General features: G+C 64.3%; 23 protein-coding genes. 9 read left to right on the top strand and 14 right to left on the bottom strand.

The window, feature by feature from the left end; all coding sequences use genetic code 11:
* Positions 1 to 22 precede the first annotated feature (22 nt).
* The 4 genes from J2S45_RS01505 to J2S45_RS01490 all read right to left on the bottom strand — a co-directional run bounded on the left by J2S45_RS01505 (position 23) and on the right by J2S45_RS01490 (position 4,115).
* The gene (locus tag J2S45_RS01505) at positions 23 to 1,489 is read right to left on the bottom strand and encodes an NCS2 family permease (RefSeq protein ID WP_307634317.1); all 1,467 of its coding nucleotides are present in this window, start codon (positions 1,487 to 1,489) and stop codon (positions 23 to 25) included.
* Between the two features lie 138 nt (positions 1,490 to 1,627).
* A complete protein-coding gene (gene manA, locus J2S45_RS01500; protein WP_307634316.1) occupies positions 1,628 to 2,953 on the bottom strand; it encodes a mannose-6-phosphate isomerase, class I in 1,326 nt (441 codons plus the stop codon).
* A gap of 6 nt (positions 2,954 to 2,959) precedes the next feature.
* A complete protein-coding gene (locus tag J2S45_RS01495; RefSeq protein WP_270975998.1) occupies positions 2,960 to 3,748 on the bottom strand; it encodes a DUF3027 domain-containing protein in 789 nt (262 codons plus the stop codon).
* Positions 3,741 to 4,115 carry a cold-shock protein gene (locus J2S45_RS01490; RefSeq protein WP_307634315.1) on the bottom strand — a complete coding sequence of 125 codons (375 nt, stop codon included), beginning with the start codon at positions 4,113 to 4,115 and terminating at the stop codon, positions 3,741 to 3,743. The genes J2S45_RS01495 and J2S45_RS01490 overlap by 8 nt, the downstream gene beginning before the upstream one ends.
* Positions 4,116 to 4,330: 215 nt before the next feature.
* Here J2S45_RS01490 and J2S45_RS01485 point away from each other — a divergent pair, with 215 nt between their 5' ends.
* From J2S45_RS01485 to J2S45_RS01465, 5 genes are all read left to right on the top strand, one after another.
* Positions 4,331 to 6,241, top strand: a complete 1,911-nt coding sequence (locus tag J2S45_RS01485; RefSeq protein ID WP_307634314.1) for a TPM domain-containing protein — start codon at positions 4,331 to 4,333, stop codon at positions 6,239 to 6,241.
* Positions 6,242 to 6,289: 48 nt separating this feature from the next.
* Positions 6,290 to 7,045 (top strand): PspA/IM30 family protein, encoded by a 756-nt coding sequence (locus J2S45_RS01480; RefSeq protein WP_270976002.1) that lies wholly within the window; start codon positions 6,290 to 6,292, stop codon positions 7,043 to 7,045.
* Between the two features lie 122 nt (positions 7,046 to 7,167).
* Entirely contained in the window at positions 7,168 to 7,719 is a 552-nt protein-coding gene (locus J2S45_RS01475; protein WP_296932751.1) for an NYN domain-containing protein, read from the top strand.
* Positions 7,720 to 7,742: 23 nt separating this feature from the next.
* Positions 7,743 to 8,486, top strand: coding sequence for a response regulator transcription factor (locus tag J2S45_RS01470; protein WP_376707114.1), 744 nt, complete (start codon positions 7,743 to 7,745; stop codon positions 8,484 to 8,486).
* On the top strand, positions 8,483 to 9,997 hold the full coding sequence (locus J2S45_RS01465; protein ID WP_307634313.1) for a sensor histidine kinase: 1,515 nt from the start codon (positions 8,483 to 8,485) through the stop codon (positions 9,995 to 9,997). Before J2S45_RS01470 ends, J2S45_RS01465 begins: the two co-directional genes overlap by 4 nt.
* 36 nt (positions 9,998 to 10,033) lie before the next feature.
* On the opposite strand, the gene J2S45_RS01460 is transcribed toward J2S45_RS01465, so the two are convergent.
* Both J2S45_RS01460 and J2S45_RS01455 read right to left on the bottom strand, forming a co-directional pair.
* Complete coding sequence (locus tag J2S45_RS01460) at positions 10,034 to 10,729, bottom strand: lysophospholipid acyltransferase family protein (protein WP_296932756.1); 696 nt, start codon at positions 10,727 to 10,729, stop codon at positions 10,034 to 10,036.
* A complete protein-coding gene (locus J2S45_RS01455) occupies positions 10,726 to 11,514 on the bottom strand; it encodes an SDR family NAD(P)-dependent oxidoreductase (protein ID WP_307634312.1) in 789 nt (262 codons plus the stop codon). The genes J2S45_RS01460 and J2S45_RS01455 overlap by 4 nt, the downstream gene beginning before the upstream one ends.
* 142 nt (positions 11,515 to 11,656) lie before the next feature.
* Here J2S45_RS01455 and J2S45_RS01450 point away from each other — a divergent pair, with 142 nt between their 5' ends.
* On the top strand, positions 11,657 to 12,799 hold the full coding sequence (locus J2S45_RS01450; protein ID WP_307634311.1) for an HD domain-containing protein: 1,143 nt from the start codon (positions 11,657 to 11,659) through the stop codon (positions 12,797 to 12,799).
* 101 nt (positions 12,800 to 12,900) lie between these two features.
* Here the strand turns inward: J2S45_RS01450 and groL are convergent, their stop codons facing one another.
* The 6 genes from groL to J2S45_RS01420 form a co-directional block, all read right to left on the bottom strand.
* Positions 12,901 to 14,526 carry a chaperonin GroEL gene (groL, locus tag J2S45_RS01445; protein ID WP_296932761.1) on the bottom strand — a complete coding sequence of 542 codons (1,626 nt, stop codon included), beginning with the start codon at positions 14,524 to 14,526 and terminating at the stop codon, positions 12,901 to 12,903.
* A gap of 311 nt (positions 14,527 to 14,837) precedes the next feature.
* Positions 14,838 to 15,458, bottom strand: a complete 621-nt coding sequence (locus tag J2S45_RS01440) for a LytR C-terminal domain-containing protein (RefSeq protein WP_307634310.1) — start codon at positions 15,456 to 15,458, stop codon at positions 14,838 to 14,840.
* Between the two features lie 9 nt (positions 15,459 to 15,467).
* Positions 15,468 to 15,848 (bottom strand): DUF3263 domain-containing protein, encoded by a 381-nt coding sequence (locus J2S45_RS01435; protein ID WP_307634309.1) that lies wholly within the window; start codon positions 15,846 to 15,848, stop codon positions 15,468 to 15,470.
* A 113-nt stretch (positions 15,849 to 15,961) separates the two neighbouring features.
* On the bottom strand, positions 15,962 to 17,356 hold the full coding sequence (locus J2S45_RS01430) for an ABC transporter permease (RefSeq protein ID WP_307634308.1): 1,395 nt from the start codon (positions 17,354 to 17,356) through the stop codon (positions 15,962 to 15,964).
* Entirely contained in the window at positions 17,357 to 18,394 is a 1,038-nt protein-coding gene (locus tag J2S45_RS01425) for a COG1361 S-layer family protein (RefSeq protein WP_307634307.1), read from the bottom strand. It lies immediately after the preceding gene.
* 10 nt (positions 18,395 to 18,404) lie between these two features.
* The gene (locus J2S45_RS01420) at positions 18,405 to 19,109 is read right to left on the bottom strand and encodes an ABC transporter ATP-binding protein (protein ID WP_270976017.1); all 705 of its coding nucleotides are present in this window, start codon (positions 19,107 to 19,109) and stop codon (positions 18,405 to 18,407) included.
* A gap of 188 nt (positions 19,110 to 19,297) precedes the next feature.
* Here J2S45_RS01420 and J2S45_RS01415 point away from each other — a divergent pair, with 188 nt between their 5' ends.
* Positions 19,298 to 19,966: a uracil-DNA glycosylase gene (locus J2S45_RS01415; protein WP_307634306.1), complete on the top strand. Its 669-nt coding sequence runs from the start codon at positions 19,298 to 19,300 to the stop codon at positions 19,964 to 19,966.
* Between the two features lie 26 nt (positions 19,967 to 19,992).
* Here J2S45_RS01415 and J2S45_RS01410 read toward each other — a convergent pair whose 3' ends face one another.
* Complete coding sequence (locus J2S45_RS01410) at positions 19,993 to 20,370, bottom strand: DoxX family protein (protein ID WP_307634305.1); 378 nt, start codon at positions 20,368 to 20,370, stop codon at positions 19,993 to 19,995.
* A 961-nt stretch (positions 20,371 to 21,331) separates the two neighbouring features.
* Between J2S45_RS01410 and J2S45_RS01405 the strand changes: the two genes are divergently transcribed.
* Both J2S45_RS01405 and J2S45_RS01400 read left to right on the top strand, forming a co-directional pair.
* The gene (locus tag J2S45_RS01405; RefSeq protein WP_307634304.1) at positions 21,332 to 22,021 is read left to right on the top strand and encodes an IS1/IS1595 family N-terminal zinc-binding domain-containing protein; all 690 of its coding nucleotides are present in this window, start codon (positions 21,332 to 21,334) and stop codon (positions 22,019 to 22,021) included.
* A 138-nt stretch (positions 22,022 to 22,159) separates the two neighbouring features.
* Entirely contained in the window at positions 22,160 to 22,498 is a 339-nt protein-coding gene (locus tag J2S45_RS01400; protein WP_307634303.1) for a hypothetical protein, read from the top strand.
* Between the two features lie 551 nt (positions 22,499 to 23,049).
* Here the strand turns inward: J2S45_RS01400 and otnK are convergent.
* Positions 23,050 to 24,333: a 3-oxo-tetronate kinase gene (gene otnK / locus J2S45_RS01395; protein ID WP_307634302.1), complete on the bottom strand. Its 1,284-nt coding sequence runs from the start codon at positions 24,331 to 24,333 to the stop codon at positions 23,050 to 23,052.
* Positions 24,334 to 24,443: the final 110 nt, after the last annotated feature.

Here is a 24,443-nt window from a genome sequence, read left to right as displayed (position 1 = left end):
GGGCCCCACCTCTATGCCAGCCTTAGGCCACGCCGAGCGCCTTACTGATCGGATCCAGGAGGAAGTAGATCACGAAGGTGACTGCGGTGGCGTACATGAGCGGGTGCACGTTGCGGGCCTTGCCCACCACGGCCTGCATGATGACGTACACGATGAAGCCCACGCCGATGCCCACCGTGATCGAGTAGCCGAACGGCATGAAGATGATGGTGACGAAGGCGGGAATCGCTACACCGAGGTCGGACCACTTGATCTCCACCACCTGCTGCATCATGAGGAAGCCGACCGCCACGAGCGCGGGCGCAGCGGCCTCGGAGGGAACCATCGCGAACAGCGGGGCGAGGAAGGTGGCCAGCAGGAAGAAGATGCCGGTGAAGATGGTCGACAGGCCGGTGCGGGCGCCGTCGGCGACGCCGGTGGCCGACTCCACGAACGAGGTGTTGGAGGACACGCCGCCCATGCCGCCGGCGATCGCGCCGAGGGAGTCGACGAGGAGGATGCGCTGGGTGTGCGGCGGGTTGCCGTCCTCATCCAGGAGGTCGCCCTCGGAGGCGACGGCGACCATGGTGCCCATGGTGTCGAAGAAGTCGGCAAGCATGACGGAGAAGGCCAGCACGACGACGGCGAGCACACCGATCTTCTGGAACGGGCCGACGATGGAGAACTGGCCGAGCGTGGAGAAGTTCGGCACCTGGACGGGCGAACCGTCGAGCGCGGGGATGGTCAGGCCCCAGCCCCCGATGTTGTTCTCGCCCTTGGCGCCGAGGTGGCCGATGGCCTCGACGATGACGGCGAGGATCGTGCTGGTGATGATGCCCCACAGGATCGCGCCCTGCACCTTTCGCACCATGAGCGCCAGGGTGAGGATCAGGCCGATGACGAACACGACGAGCGGCCACGTGGAGATTGAGCCGCGGACGCCGAAGGCGAGCGGGGTGGCGCCAGTGCCGACGATGCCGGAGTTGATCAGGCCGATGAGCGTGATGAACAGGCCGATACCCACGGAGATCGCGGTCCGCAAAACGTTGGGCACGGCGCGGAAGATCGCCTCGCGCAGGCCGGTCAGCACCAGTAGGACGATGACGATACCTTCGATGACGATGATGCCCATGCCGTCAGCCCACGTCATGCCGGGCAGCTGGACGATCGTGTAGGCCACGATCGAGTTCAGCCCAAGGCCGGCGGCAAGTGCCAGCGGGAAGTTCGCCACCGCGCCCATGAGGATCGACATGACGCCCGCGACGATCGCGGTGCCCGCGGCAATCGCGGGGAGGTTCGGTTCGCTGCCGCCGCCGAGGAATTGGCCGGTCGAGTCCGGTCCCGAGAGGATGATCGGGTTCAGCACGAGGATGTAGGCCATCGCGAAGAATGTCACGAGGCCTCCGCGCAGTTCCTTGCGCACGGAGGATCCGCGCTCGGACAGGCGGAAGTATGAATCAAGGATGGATGGTGTGTTCTGCTTTTGCGCAGTGCTCTTCGTAGTGCTCACCTATGTGAGTTTTACACCGCGGAAAAACCGGGGCAAACTCCGTCTCACACTATGGGAGCTTTTCGAGGACGTCTTGGTCACATTGTGAAACCGGCAACTGAGGCGTTCAGGACGCCGCGGCCCGGTGCCAGCCCTCCGCTACGGAGCGTCCGCCTGGACGAGGCGGCCGGCCCCGCGAGCCTGGATGGCGCCGTCGTCGGCACGCACAAACACCGCCTGCCCCGTGTTCATCAGGCAATACTGGCCGCTGGCCGTGCGGATCTCGGCCGCACCCGCGACGCAGAAGAGGATCCGCGGCCCGGCGCCGCGCAGCTTGACGCGGCGGGTGGCGTCGCGCAGGTTGATGATGGACAGCTCAAAGTCGTCGACGGGGGCGTAATAGGTGGACTGCACCGGCGAGATCCGCTCGGGCGCGATGCGGATCGGCGGGGCGGCCACGGTCTCCATGACGTCGAGCAACTCGTCCACGTCCACGTATTTCGACGTCAGGCCGGCGCGCAACACGTTGTCCGAGTTCGCCATGATCTCCAGCCCGAAGCCGGAAAGGTAGGCATGGACGGTGCCTGCCGGAGTGAACATCGCCTCGCCAGGATTCAGCGTGACGGGGTTGAGCAGGAGCGAGGCGACGACGCCGGGGTCGTCCGGGAAGTAGCCCGCCAGCCGGCCCACGATCGCGTCCGCGCGCGGGGAGGGGGAATCCTCCGCGGGACGACGACGGCACGCCGCCACCACCTCGGCCACGGCTTGCGGGGTGGGGCGCGCCGCAGAGAGTAGAGAGGAGAAGGCACCGCGCACCCCGTTCGCGTTGGGCTCGCAACGGATAGCCTCCGCCAGCCGGTCGGTGAGCTCGGTGCCCAGCCCCTCGAGCACGCCGATGATGCGGCGCGGGGAACGGAAGCCGACCAGTGCCTCAAAACGCGTGAAGGCGTAGACCAGCTCCGGCTTGTGGCTGGCGTCCCTGTAGGAACGATTCGGCGCGTCCAGCGCGATCCCCTCAGCCGACTCCCGCGCGAAGCCCCGCTGAGCCTGCTCCATCGAGGGGTGCACCTGCAAGGACAGCGGCTGGGCGGGCGCGATGAGCTTGAGCAGGAAGGGAAGCTCACCCTTGTGGCGGTGCATGACATCTCGCCCCAGCGCGCCCTCCGGGTCGCAGGCGATGTAGTCGCGGAGGTTGGCGGGCGAGTTGGTCCGGCCGCCGGCCGCCGCGCCGGCGGGCTCAGCGCCGACCTGGCCGGCGCGAACCGCCGCATCGCTACCGGCCGCCGCGCCGCGAGAAGACCGCACGTCCTCAGCCGCGAGCGCGCTCGCGTGCGGGCCCACATCGTAGCGGGCGGGGGCGCCGGCGTGCGCGCCGAGCCACAGCTCGGCTACGGGGAAGTCGGCGGGGGGCAAACCGAAGAACTTCGGGATCACATCCCGCGCGCCCCAGGCATAGTCGCGCACACGGCCCTGAATGATGTGCATGGAGGGCTACTCGTTCGCGGAGACGTCCAGATCGTTATCGTCGAGCACGGGATCCGTGGGGTCCCACAGTTTCTCCGGGGTTGGGGTGTCCGTCTCCGAATGTGCCCCGCAACCGTGGTCGAGCGAGACCACTCGCCCGTCGTAGGCGCTCCACTCGTTGGCACACACGCCGAACAGCCGGCGTGCCGAGCCCCCCATGTGGAGCAGGTAGCCGCACGTGGAGCACGCCGCCTTCGCCGAGCGGGTGGCCTGGTTGTGTGGGCCGCCCTCGCCCTCATACCAGCGCTTGAAGGCCTCTTGGCGCCCCTCGTCCGACAGCACACGCGCCCGGCCGAGGCCGAGCTCGAACTCGGCAAGCTCGTCGCCGTCCACGCCCGTCGCCTCGAAGCCCTCCTCCAGCAGCGCGTCATTGGCTTGGAGGTTCGCGTCGTCCGGGTTGTAGGGTAGCCGGTCCGTCCCGCTCACGTCGCCGGGGCGTAGCCGGTCCGCCCACGGCACCCACTCAGGCGCGAGCAGCGCGTCGGGGCCGGGCAGCAGGGCGACTTCGTCCACCGTGCCGCGCCGGGCCCTCGGCACGCGCGAGAGCGTGACAGTCCAGAACCAGCCCCTGTATCCGGGTAGCAGGCAGACGAAGGCGTGGGTGACCACGCGTTCAGCCACCTGGACGACGCCGGCGTGCTCGCCGATGTTGGATGCGTGCGTGACCTCGAGGAGGGCTTCGCGAGCCTGGTCCACAGCGCGCGCGAGCGTCTTTTCGCGGGTTGCGTTTTGGGTGGGGTTAATACGATTAGACATCAAAATCCTCAGCGAGAGCCCGCAGCGCCTGAGCAATGCGCGTGCCGCCCTCCGGATAGCGGCCCCGACGGAGCGTACTGGAAGCTTGATCGAGAATCTTAATCAGGTCCTCGATGAGTGGAACCATGTCCTCAGCCGAGCGACGGTTCGCCGCCGCCAGCGACTTGTGCTTCTCAATCACCGACACCTGCAGCGCGGCCGGCCCGCGGCGCGTATCGCCGATACCGTATTCAACGCGCGTTCCAGCACGCAGGCGCACGCCGAGCGGCACCGAAGATTCGGGCAGGTAGACCTCCTGCCCGTCGTCGCCGGCAATAAAACCAAAGCCCTTCTTCTCGTCGAAGAACTTCACCTTTCCTTTAGGCACCTAGCGTTCCCTTTCATGCTTATTACTACGTCTATCTATTATGGCACTTTCCCGGCCCCTTTTCCCTGTGCCCTTTCTGGCACGCATCACTGCGGCCAGCGGCTGGAGCCTCGGGGCGGGCGTGCAGGTGAGCGCCGTCCCCGCACTCGCGCGCCGGTACCCGGAGTTGATACCGTGGTGTTGCGCAACACACGCGCAGGTTCAGGGAGGTCCCCATGAGAAAGCCGCACGTCCTTGCATCCGCCTTGATGGCACTTGGAGCCGTGCTCGTTCCCACCACCGCGTTCGCGGAACCGCCCCAGGAACTGGACTCGCGATTCACCGACCTGGCGGGCGTGGTCGACGACGACGCGGCGGCGGCCGCCCAGATCTCCGAGGTCCCGGGCGATGACCTATGGGTGGTGACCGTCAACAATTTGGACGGCATGGACGCCCAGCAGTGGGCGGCGCAGACGCACAAGACGTCGGGCATGGATCGCTACGACGGCGTGATCGTCATCTCGGTGGAAACCAGCGAGGTCGGCTGGCATTCGACAAGCAATACGGACGTCACCGAGGCGGTGCTCAACAAGTCGCTCAGCCCGTACGTCATGGAGCTCTTCGGCAAGGGCGAGTGGGACCGTGGCGTGACCACCCTCGCGAAAAACGTGGCGTCACTGGCCCGCGGCGGCAACCTGGTAGACGATTCAGGCGGGTTCCCGTGGCCGTTGGTCGGGATCGGCGTGGCGGCACTCGGCACCGGCGGCGCGCTCGCCCTCAACAAGCGGCGCAAGGTCAAGGCCTCCGCGGCCGACGCGGACAAGCAGGTCCAAACGGCCTCCGCCGCACTCCTTGCCATCGACGACGAGGTCCGCGCCGCAAGCGCCGAACTGGAGTTCGCCCGCGCCGAGTTTGGACTCGAGGCGACCCAGTCCTTCCAGCAGACGATCGACAAGGCGCGCGAGGCGACGTCGGCGGCGTTCCAGATTCACTCCCAGCTTCACGACGCCGACCCGGAGACCCCGCAGGAGAAGCTGGATCTGAGCGCGAAGATCACGGAGCTGGTCACGTCGGCGCGCGAGGCGCTCGAAAGCCACACGAAGGAGTTCTCAAAGCTGCGTAACCTCGCCGCTCACGTGGAGGCTAAGACGGCCGAGTTTAGGACCCGGATGGCGGAGATCGACCAGCGCCTGGAGCTGGGCACGCGCACGGTCGATAACCTCGAGGTCAACTATCCGGCCTCCGCGCTGGCCACCCTGCGCACCTACCCCGCCCAGGTCACGCACCTGCTAGAGGCCACGAGCCAGTCGCTTCAGTCCGCCGATGCCGAGCTCGCGGCCGGCGATCGTAACGGGGCGGTGCCGTATGTGCGGATGGCGGAGGCCACCCTCGACCAGGCCTCCCAGCTCACCCAGGCCCTGCTCAACGCGCCCCAGCAGCTGGAGGCGGCGTCGGAAGAGATGCGCACGCGGGTGGCGTCGCTATCCTCCGACATCGCCGACGCCCTCCGACTTGCCCCCACCGATCCGACGGTGGGGCCGCTGCTGGCCACGGCCCAGGAGGCGGTCCAGCGTGCATCTGGAGCGAACGCGGACCCGTTCCGCGCCGTCGAGGAGCTACACGACACCGAGACCAAGATCGACCTCGCCCTTGAACCGTTCCGTGCGGCCGAGGAGACCCGCAAGAAGCTGGAGGCCAACGTTAGCCAGGCGCTGCAGTATGCGCGTCGGGCGATCGACGACGCCGAGGCCACCGTCACCCGCTACCGTGCCTCGGCCCGTAGCGGGGCCCGCGAGCAGCTGGCCTACGCTCGGGATTCCTACCAGCGGGCCACCCGCGGCGGGGATCCGCAGGAGCGTCTTCAGTTGGCGGAAGCGGCCCGGGTGGCGGCAAATCGGGCCAAGCAGGCCGCGTTGACCGACGTGGAGCGGATGGATCGCGGCGGGCCCTACGGATCGGGCGGTTACTCCTCCGGTGACGACGCTTTCGCTGGAGCGTTGGCCGGCTCGATTCTGTCCGGGGTGGCTCGCGGCATCCTCATGGGCGGCTTCGGCGGCGATGGCTTCGGTGGCCGCCAGGGCGGCTCCGGAGGAGGCTTCGGAGGTGGCTTCGGTGGCGGTGCCACGGGCGGACGCCGCGGATTCTAGTTTCAACAATGTCAACACTTTGACCAGGTAAGAGAAAGGTACATGACCATGGCAGAAAAGCAGTCCATCCTTGGGCGCATGGCCCAGTTGGCCAAGGCCAACATCAACGCGCTCATCGACCGCGCCGAGGATCCGCAGAAGATGCTCGACCAGATGGTGCGCGACTACACCAACTCCATCGCTGAGGCGGAAGACGCCGTCGCCGTCACCATCGGCAACCTGCGCCTAGCCGAGGCGGATTACAACGAGGACATCACCTCGGCCCGCGAGTGGGGGCAGAAGGCACAGGCCGCCGTCACGAAAGCCAAGGAGATGCGCGAGGCCGGCAACGAGGAGGGCGCAGCGAAGTTCGACAACCTCGCCAAGGTCGCCCTCGAGCGCCAGATCCGCCACGAGGGCGAGGCCCGCGAGGCCGAGCCGATGATCCGCTCCCAGCAGGAAGTGGTGGCCAAGCTCAAGGACGGCCTCAACGTCATGCGCGCAAAGCTCGAGGAACTCAAGTCCAAGCGCGACCAGCTGGTCGCCCGCCAAAAGTCCGCCGCCGCCCAGAACAAGGTCCAAGACGCCATCTCCTCCATTAACGTGCTCGACCCCACCTCGGAGCTGTCCCGCTTCGAGGACAAGGTCCGCCGCGAGGAAGCCATCGCCGCTGGCCGCGCCGAGCTGTCGGCCTCCTCGCTCGACGCCCAGTTCGCCGAGCTGGAGGAATCGGAAACCTCCAGCGAAGTCGCCGCCCGCCTTGCCGCCCTCCAGGCCGGCGAGGCTCCCAAGGTGATCGAGGGCAAGGAATTCACCGACTACTAAACAGTTCCGCTGAGCACGCCGGCGGCGCACCGCGCCGCGGTTGTCTCAGCCGAGCGCGATACGCGGCGAGGTGGCCCCGCCAGGGGCCACCTCGCCGCGTCAATCCGCGATAGCATAGACCCATGTATACCCTGATCGACGGTGAAAACATCGACGCCACCCTCGGCGTCAACATCCTCAAGCGCGCCCCGCACCCGGAAGAGCGTCCCCGCTGGGATCGCGTGCTGCGCTACAACCCGTGGAGCGAGGATGATGAGACGACCGGCCTGTTCTACATGAACGCTTCCCAACGCACGGCATACACCTTCGTTCAGGCCCTCCTCGCAATCGGTTGGAAGCCGGTCCTACTCACCAGTGAGGATCCGCACATCAAAATCGTCGACACCGGCATCCAACGCACGCTCGAGGCCATTGCGATCCACCGCCCGGGTGCGGACATCATCATCGCCTCGCACGACGTCGACTATCTGCCCCAGGTCAGCGACCTGCTGGACGCCGGCCACCGGGTGGCGATCATGTGTTTCCGCGAGTTTCTCTCAGCGCAGTTGGCCGAGCTGGAGGATCGGGGGCTAGAGATTATCGACCTCGAGTACGACGTAGGCGCCTTCAACCAAACGCTCAACCGGATCTACCCGATCGACATCGACGAATTCGACCCGCTCGCCTTCATCTGACACGGAGCGAGGCAAAGAAGAGGATGGACATGGCATCGAAGAAACCCGAGGCGAAGATCCTCGTCGTTGACGACGAACCCACGATCCGCGAGCTACTCTCAGCCTCGTTACGTTTCGCGGGATTCGACGTGGCCACCGCCGAGAACGGCGCGGAGGCGCTCAAGGTGGAAAGGACCTTCCTGGCCGACATCGTCGTGCTCGACATCATGCTCCCGGACATGGACGGCTTCGAGGTGCTCACCCACCTGCGCGAGCAGGAACCGGAGCTTCCGGTCCTCTTCCTCACCGCGAAGGACGACGTGCAGGACCGCGTACACGGCCTGGAGGTGGGCGGCGACGACTACGTCACCAAGCCCTTCTCGCTGGAGGAGGTGGTGGCGCGCATCCACGCGATCCTGCGCCGCACCAGCCCCGAGGCCACCAACCCGGATATACTTCGCTACCACGATCTGGAGATGGACGAAAGCTCCTACGAGGTGCGCCGGGCGGGTCACGACGTCGACCTGTCACCCACCGAATACAAACTGCTACGCTACCTGCTCATCAACGCCGAACGCGTGGTATCCAAAGTCCAGATCCTCGACCACGTGTGGGACTACAACTGGGTGGGCGAGGCCTCGATCGTCGAATCCTATATTTCCTACCTGCGCCGCAAGATCGACTCGCCCGAGGCGCTCGGGATCACGGATCCCGACGAGGCGGCCGCCCTCGAGCCGCTCATCCACACCAAGCGCGGGATCGGCTACGTGCTGCGCCGGGCCAAATGAGCACCTCCTTCCACAGGCGCCCGACCCCGAAGGTTCGCCGAAGCCTCTCCGTGCGCATCGTGTTCGCGTTCATCGTCATCATGACGGTGGTGCTGGTGACCGTGTCCTGGCTTGCCACCGTCACGCTACGCGGCTCACTCATCGACGAAACTGACCGCAACCTGCGCTCCTCGGGCCGCACCATCGCCACCGTCACGATCGACCAGCTCATCAACGACACACAAGACCAGCTCCTGCCCTCCGACTTCTATCTCTTCATCACCTACACCGACCCGGCGGCCAACACCCCCTTCGGGCACCTGACGGTGGTCAACTCCCAGATCAAGGAAGAAAACGGCACCCCGCTCCACCCCGAACTGCTGGCCGAGCGGAAGAGCTCCGCGCCCTCCACCGTCCCCTCCACGCGGGACGGCCAAGAGTGGCGCATCATCACCACGGACCTCAACTACTCCCCCACCAACCTCACCTCGGTCGGGTCGGTCGTCATCGGCCTGCCACTCGAGCCGATCAACGACACGGTTCGTAACCTCGCCGGCGCCCTCGCCACCCTCGTGCTCATCACCCTCATCCTCGGCGCGCTCGCCTCCTACCTGCTCGTCGACCAGTCGCTCACCGGCCTGCGCGACATCGAACGCGCCACCCACGAGGTCGCCGCCCGCAACCTCTCCGTGCGCGTACCCACCGGCACGGACGGCTCCGAAGTGGCCCTCCTGGGCCAATCGATCAACAAGATGCTCGCCCGCGTGGAGGAATCCTTCGAGGTCCAGGTCGCCTCCGAGAAACGCATGCGGCAATTCGTCTCCGACGCCTCCCACGAACTGCGCACCCCACTCGCCACCATCCGCGGCTACGCCGAGCTCTACCGACTCGGCGGGGTACCCGAGGGCGGAGTGGACCTGGCAATGTCGCGCATCGAGTCCGAGTCCGAACGCATGGCCCACCTTGTCGAAGACCTCCTCCAGCTCGCCCGACTCGATGAACGCCGCCAGATCAACATGCAGCACGTCGACCTCGCCACCATCGCGCTCAACACCGTCACCGACTTCCACGTCCGCGCCCCGCAATGGCCCGCCAAGGTCGTCGGGCTCACCGGCGACGAGCCCTGCTCCGTCGTCGTGACCGCCGACGCCGAGAAGGTCACGCAGGTCATCACGAACCTGCTGTCCAACGTCATCACCCACACCCGCGAGGGCACCCCCGTCGAGGTCGCCGTGGGTACGGACGCGGAGGGCAAGGTCGGCGTCGTGGAGGTGCGCGACCACGGCCCCGGCATCGACGCCCCTGAATCCGGGCGAATCTTCGAACGCTTCTTCCGCACCGACACCTCACGGTCACGCGGCTCGGGCGGCTCCGGGCTCGGACTGGCGATCGTCGCCGCGATTATGGAGGTTCACGACGGCGACGCCCAGGCCCTCCAAACCCCCGGCGGCGGACTCACCATCCGGCTCCAGTTCCCAGGCGTGATAGCCGAAGATAACGGGAAGAAGAAACGCGGCCGGCTGAGCCGCTAACAGGCTGCGAGCCGCGCCGAGCCGCCGGCCGGCGCACTACTGCGGGTTCGCGCTACCCTGCTCAAGCATCGCCTGGATGTGGCCGCGCACCCGGCCCATGAAAGCCTCCGCACCCTCACCCTCCTCGGCGTACATGGGCTTGCCAATAAACATGTCAACGGGCGGACGGTTCGGGGTCGGCAACACGGCCCCCACCGGCATCGCCTCGTGTCCACCGCGCAGGGCAAGCGGGACGATCGGGATACCGAACTTGATCGCGAGCGCCGCCGCACCCACCTTGAATTCGCCCATCTCACCCGACCGCGAGCGCGTCCCTTCCGGGAAGATGAGGATTGGAATCCCCTCGCGCAGCAGCCGTGCCGTCATGCCCTTGGCCCGCCCGCCATTCGGGGTCGCCGAGCGCTTACGCTCAACCGGATACGTGTTGAAAAACAGCGACGTGATCTTCGAGATCGTCGGCCGCCGGTACCAGTAATCGGCAGCCGCCCCCGTCGCCAGCCGCTCCGTCATGTGTTCAGGCAGAAGCGTGAATACCATCGGCGCATCCAGGTGCGAGGTGTGGTTACCGACGACGACATAGGCCCCCTCTAGGCCCTCCACGTTCTCCTGGCCCTCCACCGTGGTGGACAGGATCGTCTTCAGCGCCGGGCGCGTGAAGAACCTGCGCACGTTCTTACGCGCGTGCATCTTCGACTCGGAATGGTAGTCGTCCAGCGGCTGTAGCTCGTTCATCGCCTGCCCTTATTCAGTTTCTTCACCGCCACCGCCACCGCGGCCGCGGGAGCGTGCTTGGCCAAGAAACCGATCGCTTTGAAACGCTTCGACGGGGTGGACGTGGTCTTGCCCTTATCGGCGTCAGCCAGGCACTCGGCCACCACACGATCGGCGTCCAGCCACAGGAAATCCGGGATCGAAGAAGTGGAGACCCCCGTTCGCGCATGGAACTGCGTGCGCACCCAGCCCGGGATGAACGTCACCACCTGCACACCAAACGGGGCGACCTCGATCGCCAAGGAATCCGACCACACCCGCACGAATGCCTTAATCGCCGAGTATGCGCCCATCGGCACCGCCCCCGACATCGAGGAGGTGTTAATAATGAGGCCCGTCCCACGTTCCTTCATCGCCGCCGCGGCCGCACCGCCCAACACCATCGGGGCGATCGCCATGAGCTGCGCGCCCGCCACCAACTCCGAGGCGTCCGCGGTAGCCATCTTCGCATACAGGCCCGAGCCGGCATTGTTAACAAACACATCAACCGGGGATTGCACCGACCCGAGGCGCCGAGCGACAGCCTTCACACCGCTCTCATCAGCCAGATCCGCCGAAATCGTCTCCACCTTCACACCCGAGCCGCGCAACTCCTCAACCGCGCCCTCCAAGCGCTCCGGATTTCGCGCCACCAGCACCAGGTCCAGGCCACGATCGGCCAACTGGCGCGCAAACGCCATTCCCAGGCCCGACGAACCGCCCGTGATCAGCGCGCGCCCGCGCACGCGTGAGGTTGGATGCGTCATACTGCCCTCGTCCTCCGGCCAAGCTGCCAGTTCACTGCCGATTCAGATACTACCGCCATTGTAGGTAGAATCGCGGACGTCATCGAAATTTTGGAGAGAGATGTCTTGTACGGATGTACCCCAGTGGGTTACGCAATCCTTTATGCGTTCCGCGCTCGCGGTAGGTTCAACTGCCTCCCGCGAGGCCATCAACCGTGTGTGCTGCCTCCTCATCGAGCTGTGGTCGAGCCCTGGTCGCCACTTCCACGGCACGGCCCACCTCTACGACCTCCTTGCCCGCATTGATTCACTCGCCGTCGAGGCGCAGAACGCCGACGTCGTCCGGCTCGCCGCCTGGGGACACGGCCTCGTCTTCTCCACCGACGGGCAGGCCATCTACACCCGCAACGGTGGTGAGGACCGCGGCGCCTCCGCCGCGCTCATGGCCAAGTACCTCGATGAGCTCGGCGTCCCCGCGGACACGGTGGAGGAGATCCGCCAGCTCATCCTTCACATGCGTAAGCATCCCGTGTCCGAATCCGGCATGTTCGAGTCGCATGACATGGATCTCCTCGTCCTCACCGACGCCCACCTCGGCTTCCTCGCCAACCAGCCGCAAAAGTATAAGACCTACATGGAGAAGGTCCGCGCGGAATACGCCCACATCCCCGAGCTGCGCTTCCTGGAAGGCCGCCTCGAGGTGGTCACCCGCCTGCTCGGCCGGCGTCGCATCTTCGCCACCCCGCTCGCCACGCAGTGGGAGGACTCCGCACGGCAGAACCTCGAGCTTGAGCGCCAGCGTCTGCTTGTCAAGCTCCAGCGCACTACCGGGACCATCCCGGCGATCAAGGCCGAGCTCGGAGGGGGCGGCGTGGCGTCGGCGGGTGCGGTCAGTTCAGCTCAGGAGCCCGCCGGCGGCCCCGATGGGACCGCCTCTGCCGGGGTCAACGCTCCGGCCCCTGCCGGCCCCGGTGAGGCTGCCCCCGCCGCCGATCCTGTTGACGCGCCCGGCTCCGGCCCGGCCCGATCAGATTCGGTCGAGCCCAGGTCGACCGCCTCCGCCGCGCCGGCTCCGGCTCCGTCGCAGACTGAGCACGCCGGTTCCTCCCTCGAGACCGCCTCCGAGGATCTCGACCCGGGCATGCCCGGCCGCACACTCACCCCCGAGGAGGTCAAGCAGGCCCGCCGCGACGAGATCGCACGCGCCACGCTGGAGAAGATCGAGCGGGCAAAGGCCGCCAAGGAGGCGCAGCGGGCGCGCGAGCGCGCCCGTGAGGGCGACTTCCCCTCGGGCCTGGTGGAGTAGCGGCCGGAGGAAGCTCCCGCCACAACCTGTTAAGACCCGCCAAGATACGACGTGGCCCGCCGAGCCTTGCTCGGCGGGCCACCCCAGTTGCGCGTGTGGGTTTAGTACATGCCACCCATGCCCGCAGCGGCGTCATCGGCACCGTTCGATGCCGGCTCCGGCTTGTTCGCCACCACGGCCTCCGTGGTCAGGAACAGGCCGGCGATCGAGGCCGCGTTCTGCAGCGCGGAACGGGTGACCTTGACCGGGTCGGCGATGCCGGCGGCCAGCAGGTCCTCGTACGCGCCGGTCGCGGCGTTCAGGCCCTGGCCCGCGGGGAGCGAGCGAACCTTCTCCGCCACGACGCCGCCCTCGAGGCCGGCGTTCTCGGCGATCTGCTTGAGCGGGGCAGCCACCGCGAACTTCACGATCTGAGCGCCGGTTGCCTCGTCGCCCTCGAGCCCGAGGTCGCTGAGCACCTCGTCGCCCGCCTGGATCAGAGCAACGCCACCACCGGCGACGATGCCCTCCTCCACAGCAGCCTTCGCGTTGAGGATCGCGTCCTCGATGCGCTGCTTGCGCTCCTTGAGCTCGACCTCGGTAGCCGCGCCCGACTTGATGACGGCCACGCCGCCCGCGAGCTTGGCAAGACGCTCCTGGAGCTTCTCACGGTCGTAATCGGAGGTGGAGTTCTCGATCTGGGTCTTGATGGTGGACACGCGAGCCTTGATGTCCTCGGCCGTGCCGGCACCGTCAACGATGGTGGTGGCGTCCTTAGTCATGACGACCTTGCGCGCCTGACCGAGCATCGAGATGTCGGCGGTGTCGAGCTTGAGGCCCACCGTCTCGGAGATGACCTGGCCGCCGGTGAGCACAGCCATATCCTGGAGCATCTCCTTGCGGCGATCGCCGAAGCCCGGGGCCTTGACGGCGGCGGACTTGAAGGTGCCGCGGATCTTGTTGACCACCAGGGTGGCGAGGGCTTCGCCCTCGATGTCCTCCGCAATGATGGCCAGCGGCTTGCCGGTCTGCATGACCTTCTCCAGCAGCGGCAGAAGCTCCTTGACGTTCGAGATCTTCGACTCGACGAGCAGCACGTAGGCATCCTCGAGGACGACCTCCTGGCGCTCCGCGTCGGTGACGAAGTAAGGGGAGAGGTAGCCCTTGTCGAAGGACATGCCCTCGGTCAGCTCGAGCTCGGTGCCGAAGGTGTTGGACTCCTCGACGGTGACCACGCCCTCCTTGCCGACCTTGTCGAGTGCCTCAGCGATGAGCTCGCCAATCTCCGCGTCGCCCGCCGAAATACCGGCCGTGGCCGCGATCTCCTCGCGGGTCTCGATCTCCTTCGCGTCCGAGAGCAGCTGCTTGACGACGGCGTCGACCGCCAAGTCAATGCCGCGACGCAGCGCGATCGGGTTCGCTCCCGCGACGACGTTGCGCAGGCCCTCCTTGACGAGCGCTTGGGCGAGCACCGTGGCGGTGGTGGTGCCGTCGCCGGCGACGTCGTCGGTCTTCTTCGCGACTTCCTTGACCAGCTCGGCGCCGATGCGCTCGAACGGCTCCTCAAGCTCGATTTCCTTGGCGATGGACACGCCGTCGTTGGTGATCGAGGGGGCGCCCCACTGCTTGTCGAGAACGATGTTGCGGCCCTTGGGGCCGAGGGTCACCTTAACGGTGTCAGCGAGCAGGTCCAGGCCCCGCTCCATACCGCGGCGAGCCTCTTCATCGAAATGAATGATCTTTGCCATGCGAACTTCCTCCACGTTAGTGGTTGTCCAGCCGATGCCCGCGACGGACGACCCACGCACGGCCGTTTCCTTCACGGCCATCCGCGAGCCTCATCGGCTGCAGAATTATCACTCTCACTTCAAGAGTGCCAATAATGATTTTGGCACTCGCCGCCCGAGAGTGCAAATCTCCGCGAGCCGCCGCGCCCCCGTTTCACCGCCGGCTAAAAGTTGAGCGTGGAGGTATCAAGTTTTGGTGAGGCCTGTCGGCTCTGCGTCGAGGCTCGATCCGGTGCTTCGCGCTCAGGGGCGAGCCACGCGAGCCCCGCCCCTTACCTCGCGACGACGACGACGGAAGCGCCGTACTGCCCGGTCACAGCCGAATCCTCCACCACGTTCGCGAAACCGAGAGCCTCGGCGGCCGCCTTGGCGGTGCCCTCATGGTCAGCCCCGCTATAGTAGACGGTCGACTCGGCGGGTTCAGCCCCGCCCTTGTAGTCGGCGACGTTGAGGTTCGTGAAGCCAGCCCCCTGGAGGATCGCCGATTTCTCCCCGGCAAAGCCAGCCGTGCCGCGGCCGTTGAGCACGAGGACCCGCGTGCCAAGGTTGGGCTTGGAGACGACGGGCGCCTCGGTCTGCGTGGCACTCGGCGCCTCGGTGGGAGCCGCGCTCGTCTCGGCGGCTGTGGCCGGGTCCGTCGGCTCCGCCGACGGCTCCGAGGTCACCTCAGCCGAAGAAGAGCTCTGCTGCGCGGGCGCCGTGGTCGCCACCTGCGGCGAATCGGAACCCATGAAAAGCTTGCTCGCGCCGATACCCACCAGGGGCGCAAGGACGAGCACCGCGACAATCGCGATGATCCACGGGCGCCCACTGGGCGGCTGGCGATGAGCACCGATCGTCTTGCGCTCGGCAGCGAGTCGGTCGAATTCGTCTTCAGGATATGTAGTGGCCACAGGCCAAGTTTACAGGGAATCTGCGCCAAATTGAGATCCGCCGATGTGTTTCGGCTCGCGGCCGAGCTCAAGCTCACCCTGGGGGACCTCTACCTCACCTTCCGGCTCGCCAGGCTCATCCGGGCCACGAACGCTGCGCGCGATCGGCGGGTTGTCGAGGCCGCGCTCCGCCAACCGGGCATCGCGCAAGCGCCGTAACCGCTCGACAAGCGCCGGGTCCGCCGCCCACACCCTCGGCGAATCCAGCATGCGCGACAGGATGAAGTAATACTTCGACGCCGTCATCCCCAACTCGCGCTGAATCGCCTGTTCGCGGGTAGGGGCCACACGCCACCAGCCGCGTTCGATGTCAAGGATCGAACGCTCGAGGTCAGTCAGCTCGTCGTTCATGGCCTCCACTCTAGCGCGCCGCACCGACAGCGTAGCGCGAGACCTTTGACAGATACGACAGCGAACCGTGGGCGCAGACCTCGACAAGCGTCACATGCGGGCGCGAAGGCAGGCTAGCGCTGCGCCGTCATCGCCGCCAGCGGGCTGAGCCGCATCGCGCGCCGCGCCGGCACCATGCCCGAGGCCATCGCGATAAGGGTTGCCCCCGCCACCGCCGCCACCGCCAGCACGGGCGGAATCTGCGAGATTCCCCCCACCTGGTCCGGCTGGAAGGTCAGGGAGTTGATGAGCGCCGACAGGCCGTAGCTGAGCACAATCCCGACCACCCCACCAAGGAAGCCGATCGAGGAGGACTCCACAAGGAACAGCCAGCGGATGTCCCTCATCGATGCGCCAATGACCTTCATGACACCGATGTCGCGCTGGCGCTCGTAGACGCTCATGAGCATCGTGTTCGCAATCCCGATCGCGGCCACCAGCATGGAAATCGCGCCGATCCCGCCAAGCGCCGCCTGAATGCGCGCCGCGGTCTTCTTCGCCTCAAGGATCCACTCCGCCTCCGAGAAGGCGCCGTAGCCGGAATCGCGCAACTCGGTGGTGAGGTTGAGTGCGGCGTCGGCATCCTTAGCCATGACGATAAATTCGTTGTAGATAAAGTTGCGCCCGGGCTTGGCGTTCGCGCTCTGCTGCCCGGGCAGCTTCTCGCTCGGCAACGACTTCTTCAGGCTCGACACCAGCGTGTCGATGTCCGCGAAGAACACCGCCGACGTCGCCGTCCACACCTGCGGATCCTCCGCGATCTGACCCGAGACTCTGGAAAGGATCGGACGCGGCGGGGCCACCGACGTCGTGCCCTCCCCCGAGCCGCCCGTGCCACCCGAGCCATTCGTGCCCGACCCCTCAGAACCACCCGCGCCGGAGGCGTCGCCGATCGCCGGAGCCGGGGCGGCCCCATCCATCAATGCCCCCGATGCGGTGTCCGCGGTCAGGAAGAGCGCACGATCCTTAAAGTCGATCGACTTCGGTTCGCCCGTTATCGGATCCCAGGACTCGTTGGTTTTGCCACCCGCAAGCAGCTGCAGGGAGCCACCGCGCTCAGGCATATTCCCCCAGGCCAGGTCGTAGCCGAGGGCGGAGAAAGCCTCAGCCGGAATGCCGCGAATGGAGAAGTACTGGTCAATGCCGGCCGCCTTAACCTTCATGTCGACGAAGTACTCGGGGAATACCGCCTCCACACCTTCGAAGGTGGCCAGTGTCTGCGCGAGCGCGTCGTCCATCTTGGGCGCGGGCTTGCCACGCTCGCCCGGCGGCGGGTTCTGGACACTGACCTGCCGCACGGTGGGACTGTTCGCGCTCACCTCGGTCTGCCGCGCCAGGCCCACGCCGAGCGAGATCATCACCACCACGGCCATCGTGCCAATCACCACGCCCGTCGAGGTCAGCACGGTACGCAGCGGGCGGCGTCGTAGGGACGCGACCGCCGAGGCGAGGATGTCAGTAAAGCGCATCTAGATCAGGCCGTCTTGGTCGAGGAGGCTGAGCGCGTCGGCCTCGTCCTCCACATCCTTCTTCTTACGGTGACGACGCACGGCCACCACCGCCACGATCACGATCGCGGCCAGCACCGCCGCTCCGATACCGATGAGGCCCCACGGAATCGTCGACTCCTCCTCGTAAATATCCTCCGGGCCGAGCATGCCCTCATTCTGCGCCATCTCCATAACCGTGACGGGTACCTCGCGCTCGAGGCTCGCCTCCACACCCTCGGAGTTCTCGTAGCTCAGGACCAGCGTAATCGGACTAGCCGTCACGTCCACCGCCTGCACGATCATGTCGACGTTCGCCGTAGCGCCGGCCGCCACGTTACCCACGTAGGCCTCGGACCCCGTGACCGCCTGGCCCCCCTTGATGGAGGCTTTGACGTTCGAAATCGCCGACTTGCCCAAGTTGTTGACGGTGAAGACCAGCGAGCCCTCGCCACCGAGCGTCATCACCTCCGGGGTCACCTGCGGCACCGACGTCTCCACGCGGGCCGGCTGGCTGACCACGACGGCGACCGTCTCTGTCGACGACAACGCCGTGAAGTCGGCGTCCTCATAGTCGATGGTGAGGGTGAGCGGGTAGGGCTTGTCCTCGAGCGTGGGTAGCGACGTGTAGTACATGGTCACGTCCACCGACTCACGCGGGCCGAGCTTGGCCAGGTACACCGACGCCGAACCGGAGCGCGGCAACAGCCCGCCCTCACCGGAGAGGGAGAACTTGATGTTTTGCACCGTGGCGGTGGCGGACATGTTGCGAGCGGTAAAGACAATGTCGAAGTCGTCGCCGGCCACCACCGGCTTGGGCGTGGTGGTGAAGCCCTCCACCATGATGCGCGGGGTGGACTTGCCCGTCTGAATCGGCGCCTCCGCGCTGGGGGCGGGCGCGTCAGCCGTCTCGCGCGCTTCCGTCTGACCCGCGTCCGGCGCCGCACTGGCAGTGGCGGGGATCATGAGGCCTGCGAAGAGCAAGGTCAGGATGGCCATAAGTGTGCTGAAGCGTTTCACGGGTGTCTCCTCAGTGCGTGTGGTTTGTGTGCGTGATGTCTGTGATGCGGCCGTCGCCAATCGATACGATGACGTCCGCGTAGCTCGCCAAGTGCCGGTCGTGGGTGACCATGATCCAGGTCTGGTGGTAGTGCGCGATCAGGCGCCGGAAGAGGTCGAGAGTCGCGGCAGCGGTGTGGGAGTCGAGGTTGCCGGTGGGCTCATCCGCGAAGACGATCTCGGGATTGGTCACCAGCGCCCGCGCGATGCCGACGCGCTGCTGCTCGCCGCCCGACATCTGGCTCGGCCTGTGATGAAGATGCGTGCCGAGCCCCAAAATGGTGAGCGCCCGGGCAGCGCGCTTGTGCCGCTCGGCTTTACCCATCCCACGGAACGTGAGCGGCAAGGCGACGTTATCGAGCGCCGTCATCTCCTGCATGAGGTTAAAGGACTGGAAGACGAAGCCGACGTGATCTCGCCGGAAGCTAGCCAGATCCGCCTGGCCCATTTTGTCCACCCGGTACCCGGCTACCTCCACGGTTCCCGCCGAGGGCGGCTCCAAACCCGCAAGCATATTCAACAGCGTGGACTTGCCCGAGCCGGAGGTTCCGACGACGGCGACGAACGTCCCCTTCGGGATCTCCAAGTTGACCCGGTTCAAGGCGACGACGTGCGAGCGCCCCACCTTGTACAGCTTCGACAGGTCGCTCGTGCGTACTGCGATTTCTTCTTCCACGAATCTAGCTTTCTTGCCGGCATCCTTAACGAGATCTTAAGTGACCGTCCACACTTGCGGCGTCCACCGTAGGGCGGATATCGCGGCTAAATCGCGGCGATGCGCGGGCGGGAGCCGCCTCACGGCGTCGTCGGCGGTGCGCGAGCGGGAGCCGCCTCACGGCGTCGTCGGCGGTGTAGCGTTGAGGCATGGCATTGAGTGACGTGATGGATCCAGAGTGGGCCGAGGCGATGGCGCCCGTAGAAGGTGACATCCACGCGATGGGCGACTTCCTACGCGCCGAGAACGCGGCCGGGAACGGCTACCTGCCGGCGGGCAAGAACGTCCTACGCGCCTTCTCCTACCCGCTCAGTCGGGTGCGGGTACTGATCGTCGGGCAGGATCCCTACCCCACGCCCGGGCACCCGATCGGGCTCAGCTTCGCCGTTGACCGAGACGTCAGGCCAATCCCACGATCGCTGGCCAACATTTACCGCGAACTACACGACGACCTCGGCATCACCCCCGCCCCCCACGGCGACCTCACCCCGTGGTGCGAGCACGGCGTCATGCTGCTTAACAGGGTGCTCAGCGTCCGGCCCGGCAAACCCGCCTCGCACCGAGGAAAGGGATGGGAGAAGATCACCGACCACGCCATCCGCGTGCTCGCCCAACGCGAGCAACCGCTCGTCGCAATCCTATGGGGGCGGCAGGCCCAGGAGCTCGCGCCCCTTCTTCGCACGACGCCGAAAGTGACCTCCGCCCATCCCTCACCACTGTCGGCCACGCGAGGATTCTTCGGCTCCAGACCCTTCTCACGCGCGAACGCCCTGCTCGAGGAGCAAAGCGCGGAGCCGATCGACTGGCGCCTGGAATAGGGCAGCCACCACCGGGATCGTGCCCGTTACTTCCTCTTTCCGAGGGCAACTGCGGCGAGTCCACCCACGATGGCCAGATTCTTGAAGAACTGGATTCTCTGCCGATCGCGCGCCGCCCCCTCTTCCTCCCAAAACGCGTGGCCGGCCACCGTCGTTGGAATGAGGGAGCCGATAAGAGCGAGTGCGGCGGCGCGCGGGAAAATGCCAAGCCCGAGTGCAGCACCCGCGCCGATCATTGCCGCGCCATTTGCCTTGACCATGAGTTCGGCTTGTTGCTCGTCAACGGTGATACCAGTCTTGTCCATCAAGTCCTTCGTCAGGCCAATGCGGCCGCCCGGCTCCTTCATGGCACCGAAGCCGCCCAGCACAAAGATCGGCGCCATCATCATATGCCCAATGTTCATCTTTTCCTCCTCGACGTCTCTAACCGACGGAACGCCGGCCAGCCGCACCCAACTCTAACGACGCGGGCCAGTGCGACCACGGTTTTGCGGCGGTGAGCTGAATGTGCGGCACTGCGGAACTACACGTAGCACAGTGGTTGCGATACGGGAGTATTCAGGTGCTCCCGGAAGGCCAAATCCCCCGTATGTCATCTTTGAAGCGCCTTGGCTCTTGTGTAGCCTCTTATATGGTTCCGGCAAGTTCCGGGTTTCACTCCTGATATGTCCCGGGTTTCCTTCGGAGGTGTAGGGCTGGAGGATGAGGTTATGCCCAAGAAATCTGATCAGGAGACTAAGGATCGGGTGATGCATCCTGCTGAAGAGCGTATCGCTTCTGATGGGTGTGCGATTGAAGCGGCTTGTAAGGAGATAGCGCCAAAGCTTAGCGTGTTGTGGCATTCGGCTCGGCGTTGGCTGGGGCAGGCTCGTAAAGCGGGTGTGGTCTTGGTCAGCTTTTTCGCATCGGAACTCGACTTGGGGCGTGGGAAATGATCGCGTTTATTGATCAGCAGCGTGATCGTTTTTCGGTTGAGTTCATGTGCGACGTTGAATAAGTACCGTCAGGACGGGCTCGTTACTTGTGGGGGTTATCGGGATGCTAAGTCCCCTTCGCGGTCCAAACGCAGCGTTCGTGATGAACAGCTGGTGGAGCTGATCAAGGAAGTCCATGCCAAGAATTATGGGGCGTATGGGATTCGCAAGATGTGGTAGGCCTTAAAGGCGAAGGAAGCGAAATCGGGCGGGAGCAAACCACGCGTTAGAAGCAAAGCGCGCGTTTGATGGGTCTTGCTGGGGTCAATAGACAAAAAATGTGTTTTATGATCGAGTTTTTCGTTGGTGTAATAAGAGAAAGTCAGGGTTCTTAAGGTTGAGACGCTGAAAGTGGTTGCTTCGTTGACATCTGCCCGGTTACGTGCATGGGGTGAGAAGACCAAACCCGCACGCCCGCCGCTGCCCGATTTGTCAGACCGCCACGAAGAAGAACGGCTCAACGAGTGCTGGCCGGCAGCGCTGGAGATGCCCGGCTTGTGGCCACAGCTTCACCAGCACTCATCGGCGTCAGCAACGCGAAAAACAGTTCCGCGAATTCGTTGAATTCATTACCGACACTGAACCCAAACGTCGCCTAACCGGCTCTACTCGGACGTGGGATCGCGATCACGCTTGGTGTTGGGATACCCGCCCGATCTGGGACATCACCGGAGAGGTTCATGACCAGATCTTCATCGACGGGACCTACATCGCTCACGGCTGGTGCGTCTTGGTGGCGGCTACCACTGACGGTGTTATCGCCTACCAGCTATGCGCCAAAGAATCCAAAGCCGCCTACACGGCCTTACTGTCGCGTATCCCTGCTCCGGCCGTGGTCACCACCGACGGGGACCGCGGGGCCCTGGCCGCGATCAAGGCCTGCTGGCCTACCAGCCGCCTGCAACGGTGCCTAGTCCACATCCAGCGCAACATCCGCACCCTGACCACCACCCGCCCCAAGACCGACCAGCACAAGGCCCTATACAAACTGGCCTTGGACCTGACCAAGATCACCACCGCCGACCAAGCCATCGCCTGGCAAAAAGGCCTCGCAGCCTTCCACACCCTCTACGACACCTAGCTGGCCGAACGCACCTACAAGGCCACTGTCGCCCCCTCACAGATCCCGCGCTTTGCCCAGAACAACAAGTCCTGGTGGTATACCCACCACGCCACCAGGCGCCTGGTCAGAGCCTTAGACGGCTACGTCAAGGCCGGGGTGCTCTTTACCTACCTCGACCCCACCACAGGCGCGACAAGCCCCCTGGCCTCAACCACGAACTCCTTAGAAGGCGGGACGAACGCCGTGCTGAAGACCTACCTACGAGCCCACCGCGGCCTATCCGAAGAGCACATGAAGACCGCCCTGGACTACTTCCTCTACACCCGCTCCATCGACCCCCAACCCCTGGCCACGTTCATCAACAACACCCCCGCCACCACCAAGCCCAAACCCGAACCTGAGCCCGACGGGCCAGCCTACATCGACAACGCCATCAACACCCAAGCCCCCTGGGACGACGGCCTGACCATCCACCAAGGCTGGGCAGGACACTAACGACACGCCCGGATAAGACACATTTTTTGTCTATTAACCCTCTTGGCGTGAAGGGAAAACGTAAAGGCAGGGCGCCAACGACCACTCGGCGCAAGGAACGTCAATACACGCCAGGAGATTTGGTGGATTGGGGCCTCACCGCTGAGCGTCCTGACCAGTTGTGGGTAGCTGATTACACGTTTGTACCTACCCGAACGAGATTTGCCTATGAATGGGTGACTTGGTGGAACCACGCCAGATTCCATCAGACCCTGGACTACCGCACACTCCATCAAGTCGAAGCAGAATACTGGCACTTGCACACTGTCACCGAGGAACAGGAAACCAAGGTAAACGCCTAGGAAGAAAACCTGGGGCACTTCAGGTCGCGGCGCTACAATGACTTCCATCCGCATTCCTCCCTAAGCTACCTCAGCCCACGCAAGTATGTCGAACAATGCAGACAAGAAAACACGGTCAACACTTAAGCCAACCGGACCAAATTCTTAGGCCACCCCAAAAGGGGAATTGGTGTCGGCATGAATCACCAATTCCCCTTTTACTTAACTCCGTTATTCGTGACGAGTCATCAACTGAGCCCGCATGAAGAAATCCTCGTCGCCAAAATTGCCTGATTTGAGTGCAAGATCGAGTTTACCGTCTAAGGTTTTGGTCCACGGCACTCCGGGATCGATCTGTGGTCCGACGTAAAAGCCGCGCGCACCTAAGGCCTGAGCCACGGCACCTGAAGTTTCTCCGCCAGCTACGATGAACCTTGTGACGCCAAGTTTGAGCACGTCTTGGGAAAGCCGGGCGAAGAAATTTTCGATTGCGCTAGATACTTCGCTGACGCCGAATTTTTCTTGAGACTCTCGTACTTTTTCTGGGGAAGCGGTCGCGAAAATCAGTGGAGCTATTTTGTTTGAAGCGAGAGTTTCGGTGAGCCAGGTTAGAACTATCTGCTGGTAGCTATTCGGGTTCTCCATGATTTTAGCTATGTTTAGAGCGTAGCTAGGGGCTTTCTTGCGGTAAGTATTGACCTGTCGATTAGTCATGTCTGAGGAGGATCCAGAAAAGATAATGGCTTTGCCGGCAGAGTATTTCCACGATTTTGTTGGTGCGGCCAAATGACCTCCTTGTTCTTGTATGAGAGCTCTGGCTAAAGCGGCACCCAATCCCGAGCCTCCGGTAACGAGTTTTAGCGATAACGCTGCCTTGCCAATAATGTCTAGATGAGCATCGGTTAAAGCGTCCAGAACTGCATAATTTGCCTGCCCAGCCGTTTGGCTTAATGCCTGTTTAGTCGCTTCTACGCCCTGTCTGACCGTGTGGTAGGAAATATTTGTGGCGACGCCGTTAGATTGGGCGTTCATTAAACGCATTAAATTCGAATCTCGCATCGGATTAATTGGGTGATTGCGCATACCTGATTCACTTAACAATTCACCGTTAACAAATAAATATCCATGGTAAACCTCGCGTCCATTAACGGGTAACGAAGGCACAATAATGGTGAATTCTTCGCCTAGCTCGTCCAAGAGGGCGTCGGTGACTGGGCCAATGTTGCCGTGTTCGGTGCTATCGAATGTCGAACAATACTTGAAGAAGAATTTTTCGGTGCCGCAGCTTCTCAATGCTTGCAGGACTTGTCTGCTGCGAGTTGCAGCTTCCGCTGACGGCGCAGATCGAGTTTTAAGCCCAACAACGATCGCATCGGTATCTGACGCAATCGTCTTAATCTCTTCTGCGCTGGGTTCGTTCAGCTGCACCGTGCTCATTCCTGCATCGACTAAGAATCCTGCGATGTCGGTTGCTCCAGTGAAATCGTCGGCGATTACCCCTAGTCGCACGCCCATAGTTCCTCCAAATTGTTAGATAACAATCGCTTGACACGTAATTCGTATACTGTAGTATACTGTATACGACACACACGTGTACATGAATACAGTATACATCAATGGAGGGT

This window comes from Trueperella abortisuis (assembly GCF_030811095.1).
GTDB classification, from domain to species: Bacteria; Actinomycetota; Actinomycetes; order Actinomycetales; family Actinomycetaceae; genus Trueperella; species Trueperella abortisuis.
The sequence above is the reverse complement of the archived record's forward strand: the minus strand, read 5'-3'. Positions and strand labels throughout refer to the sequence as shown.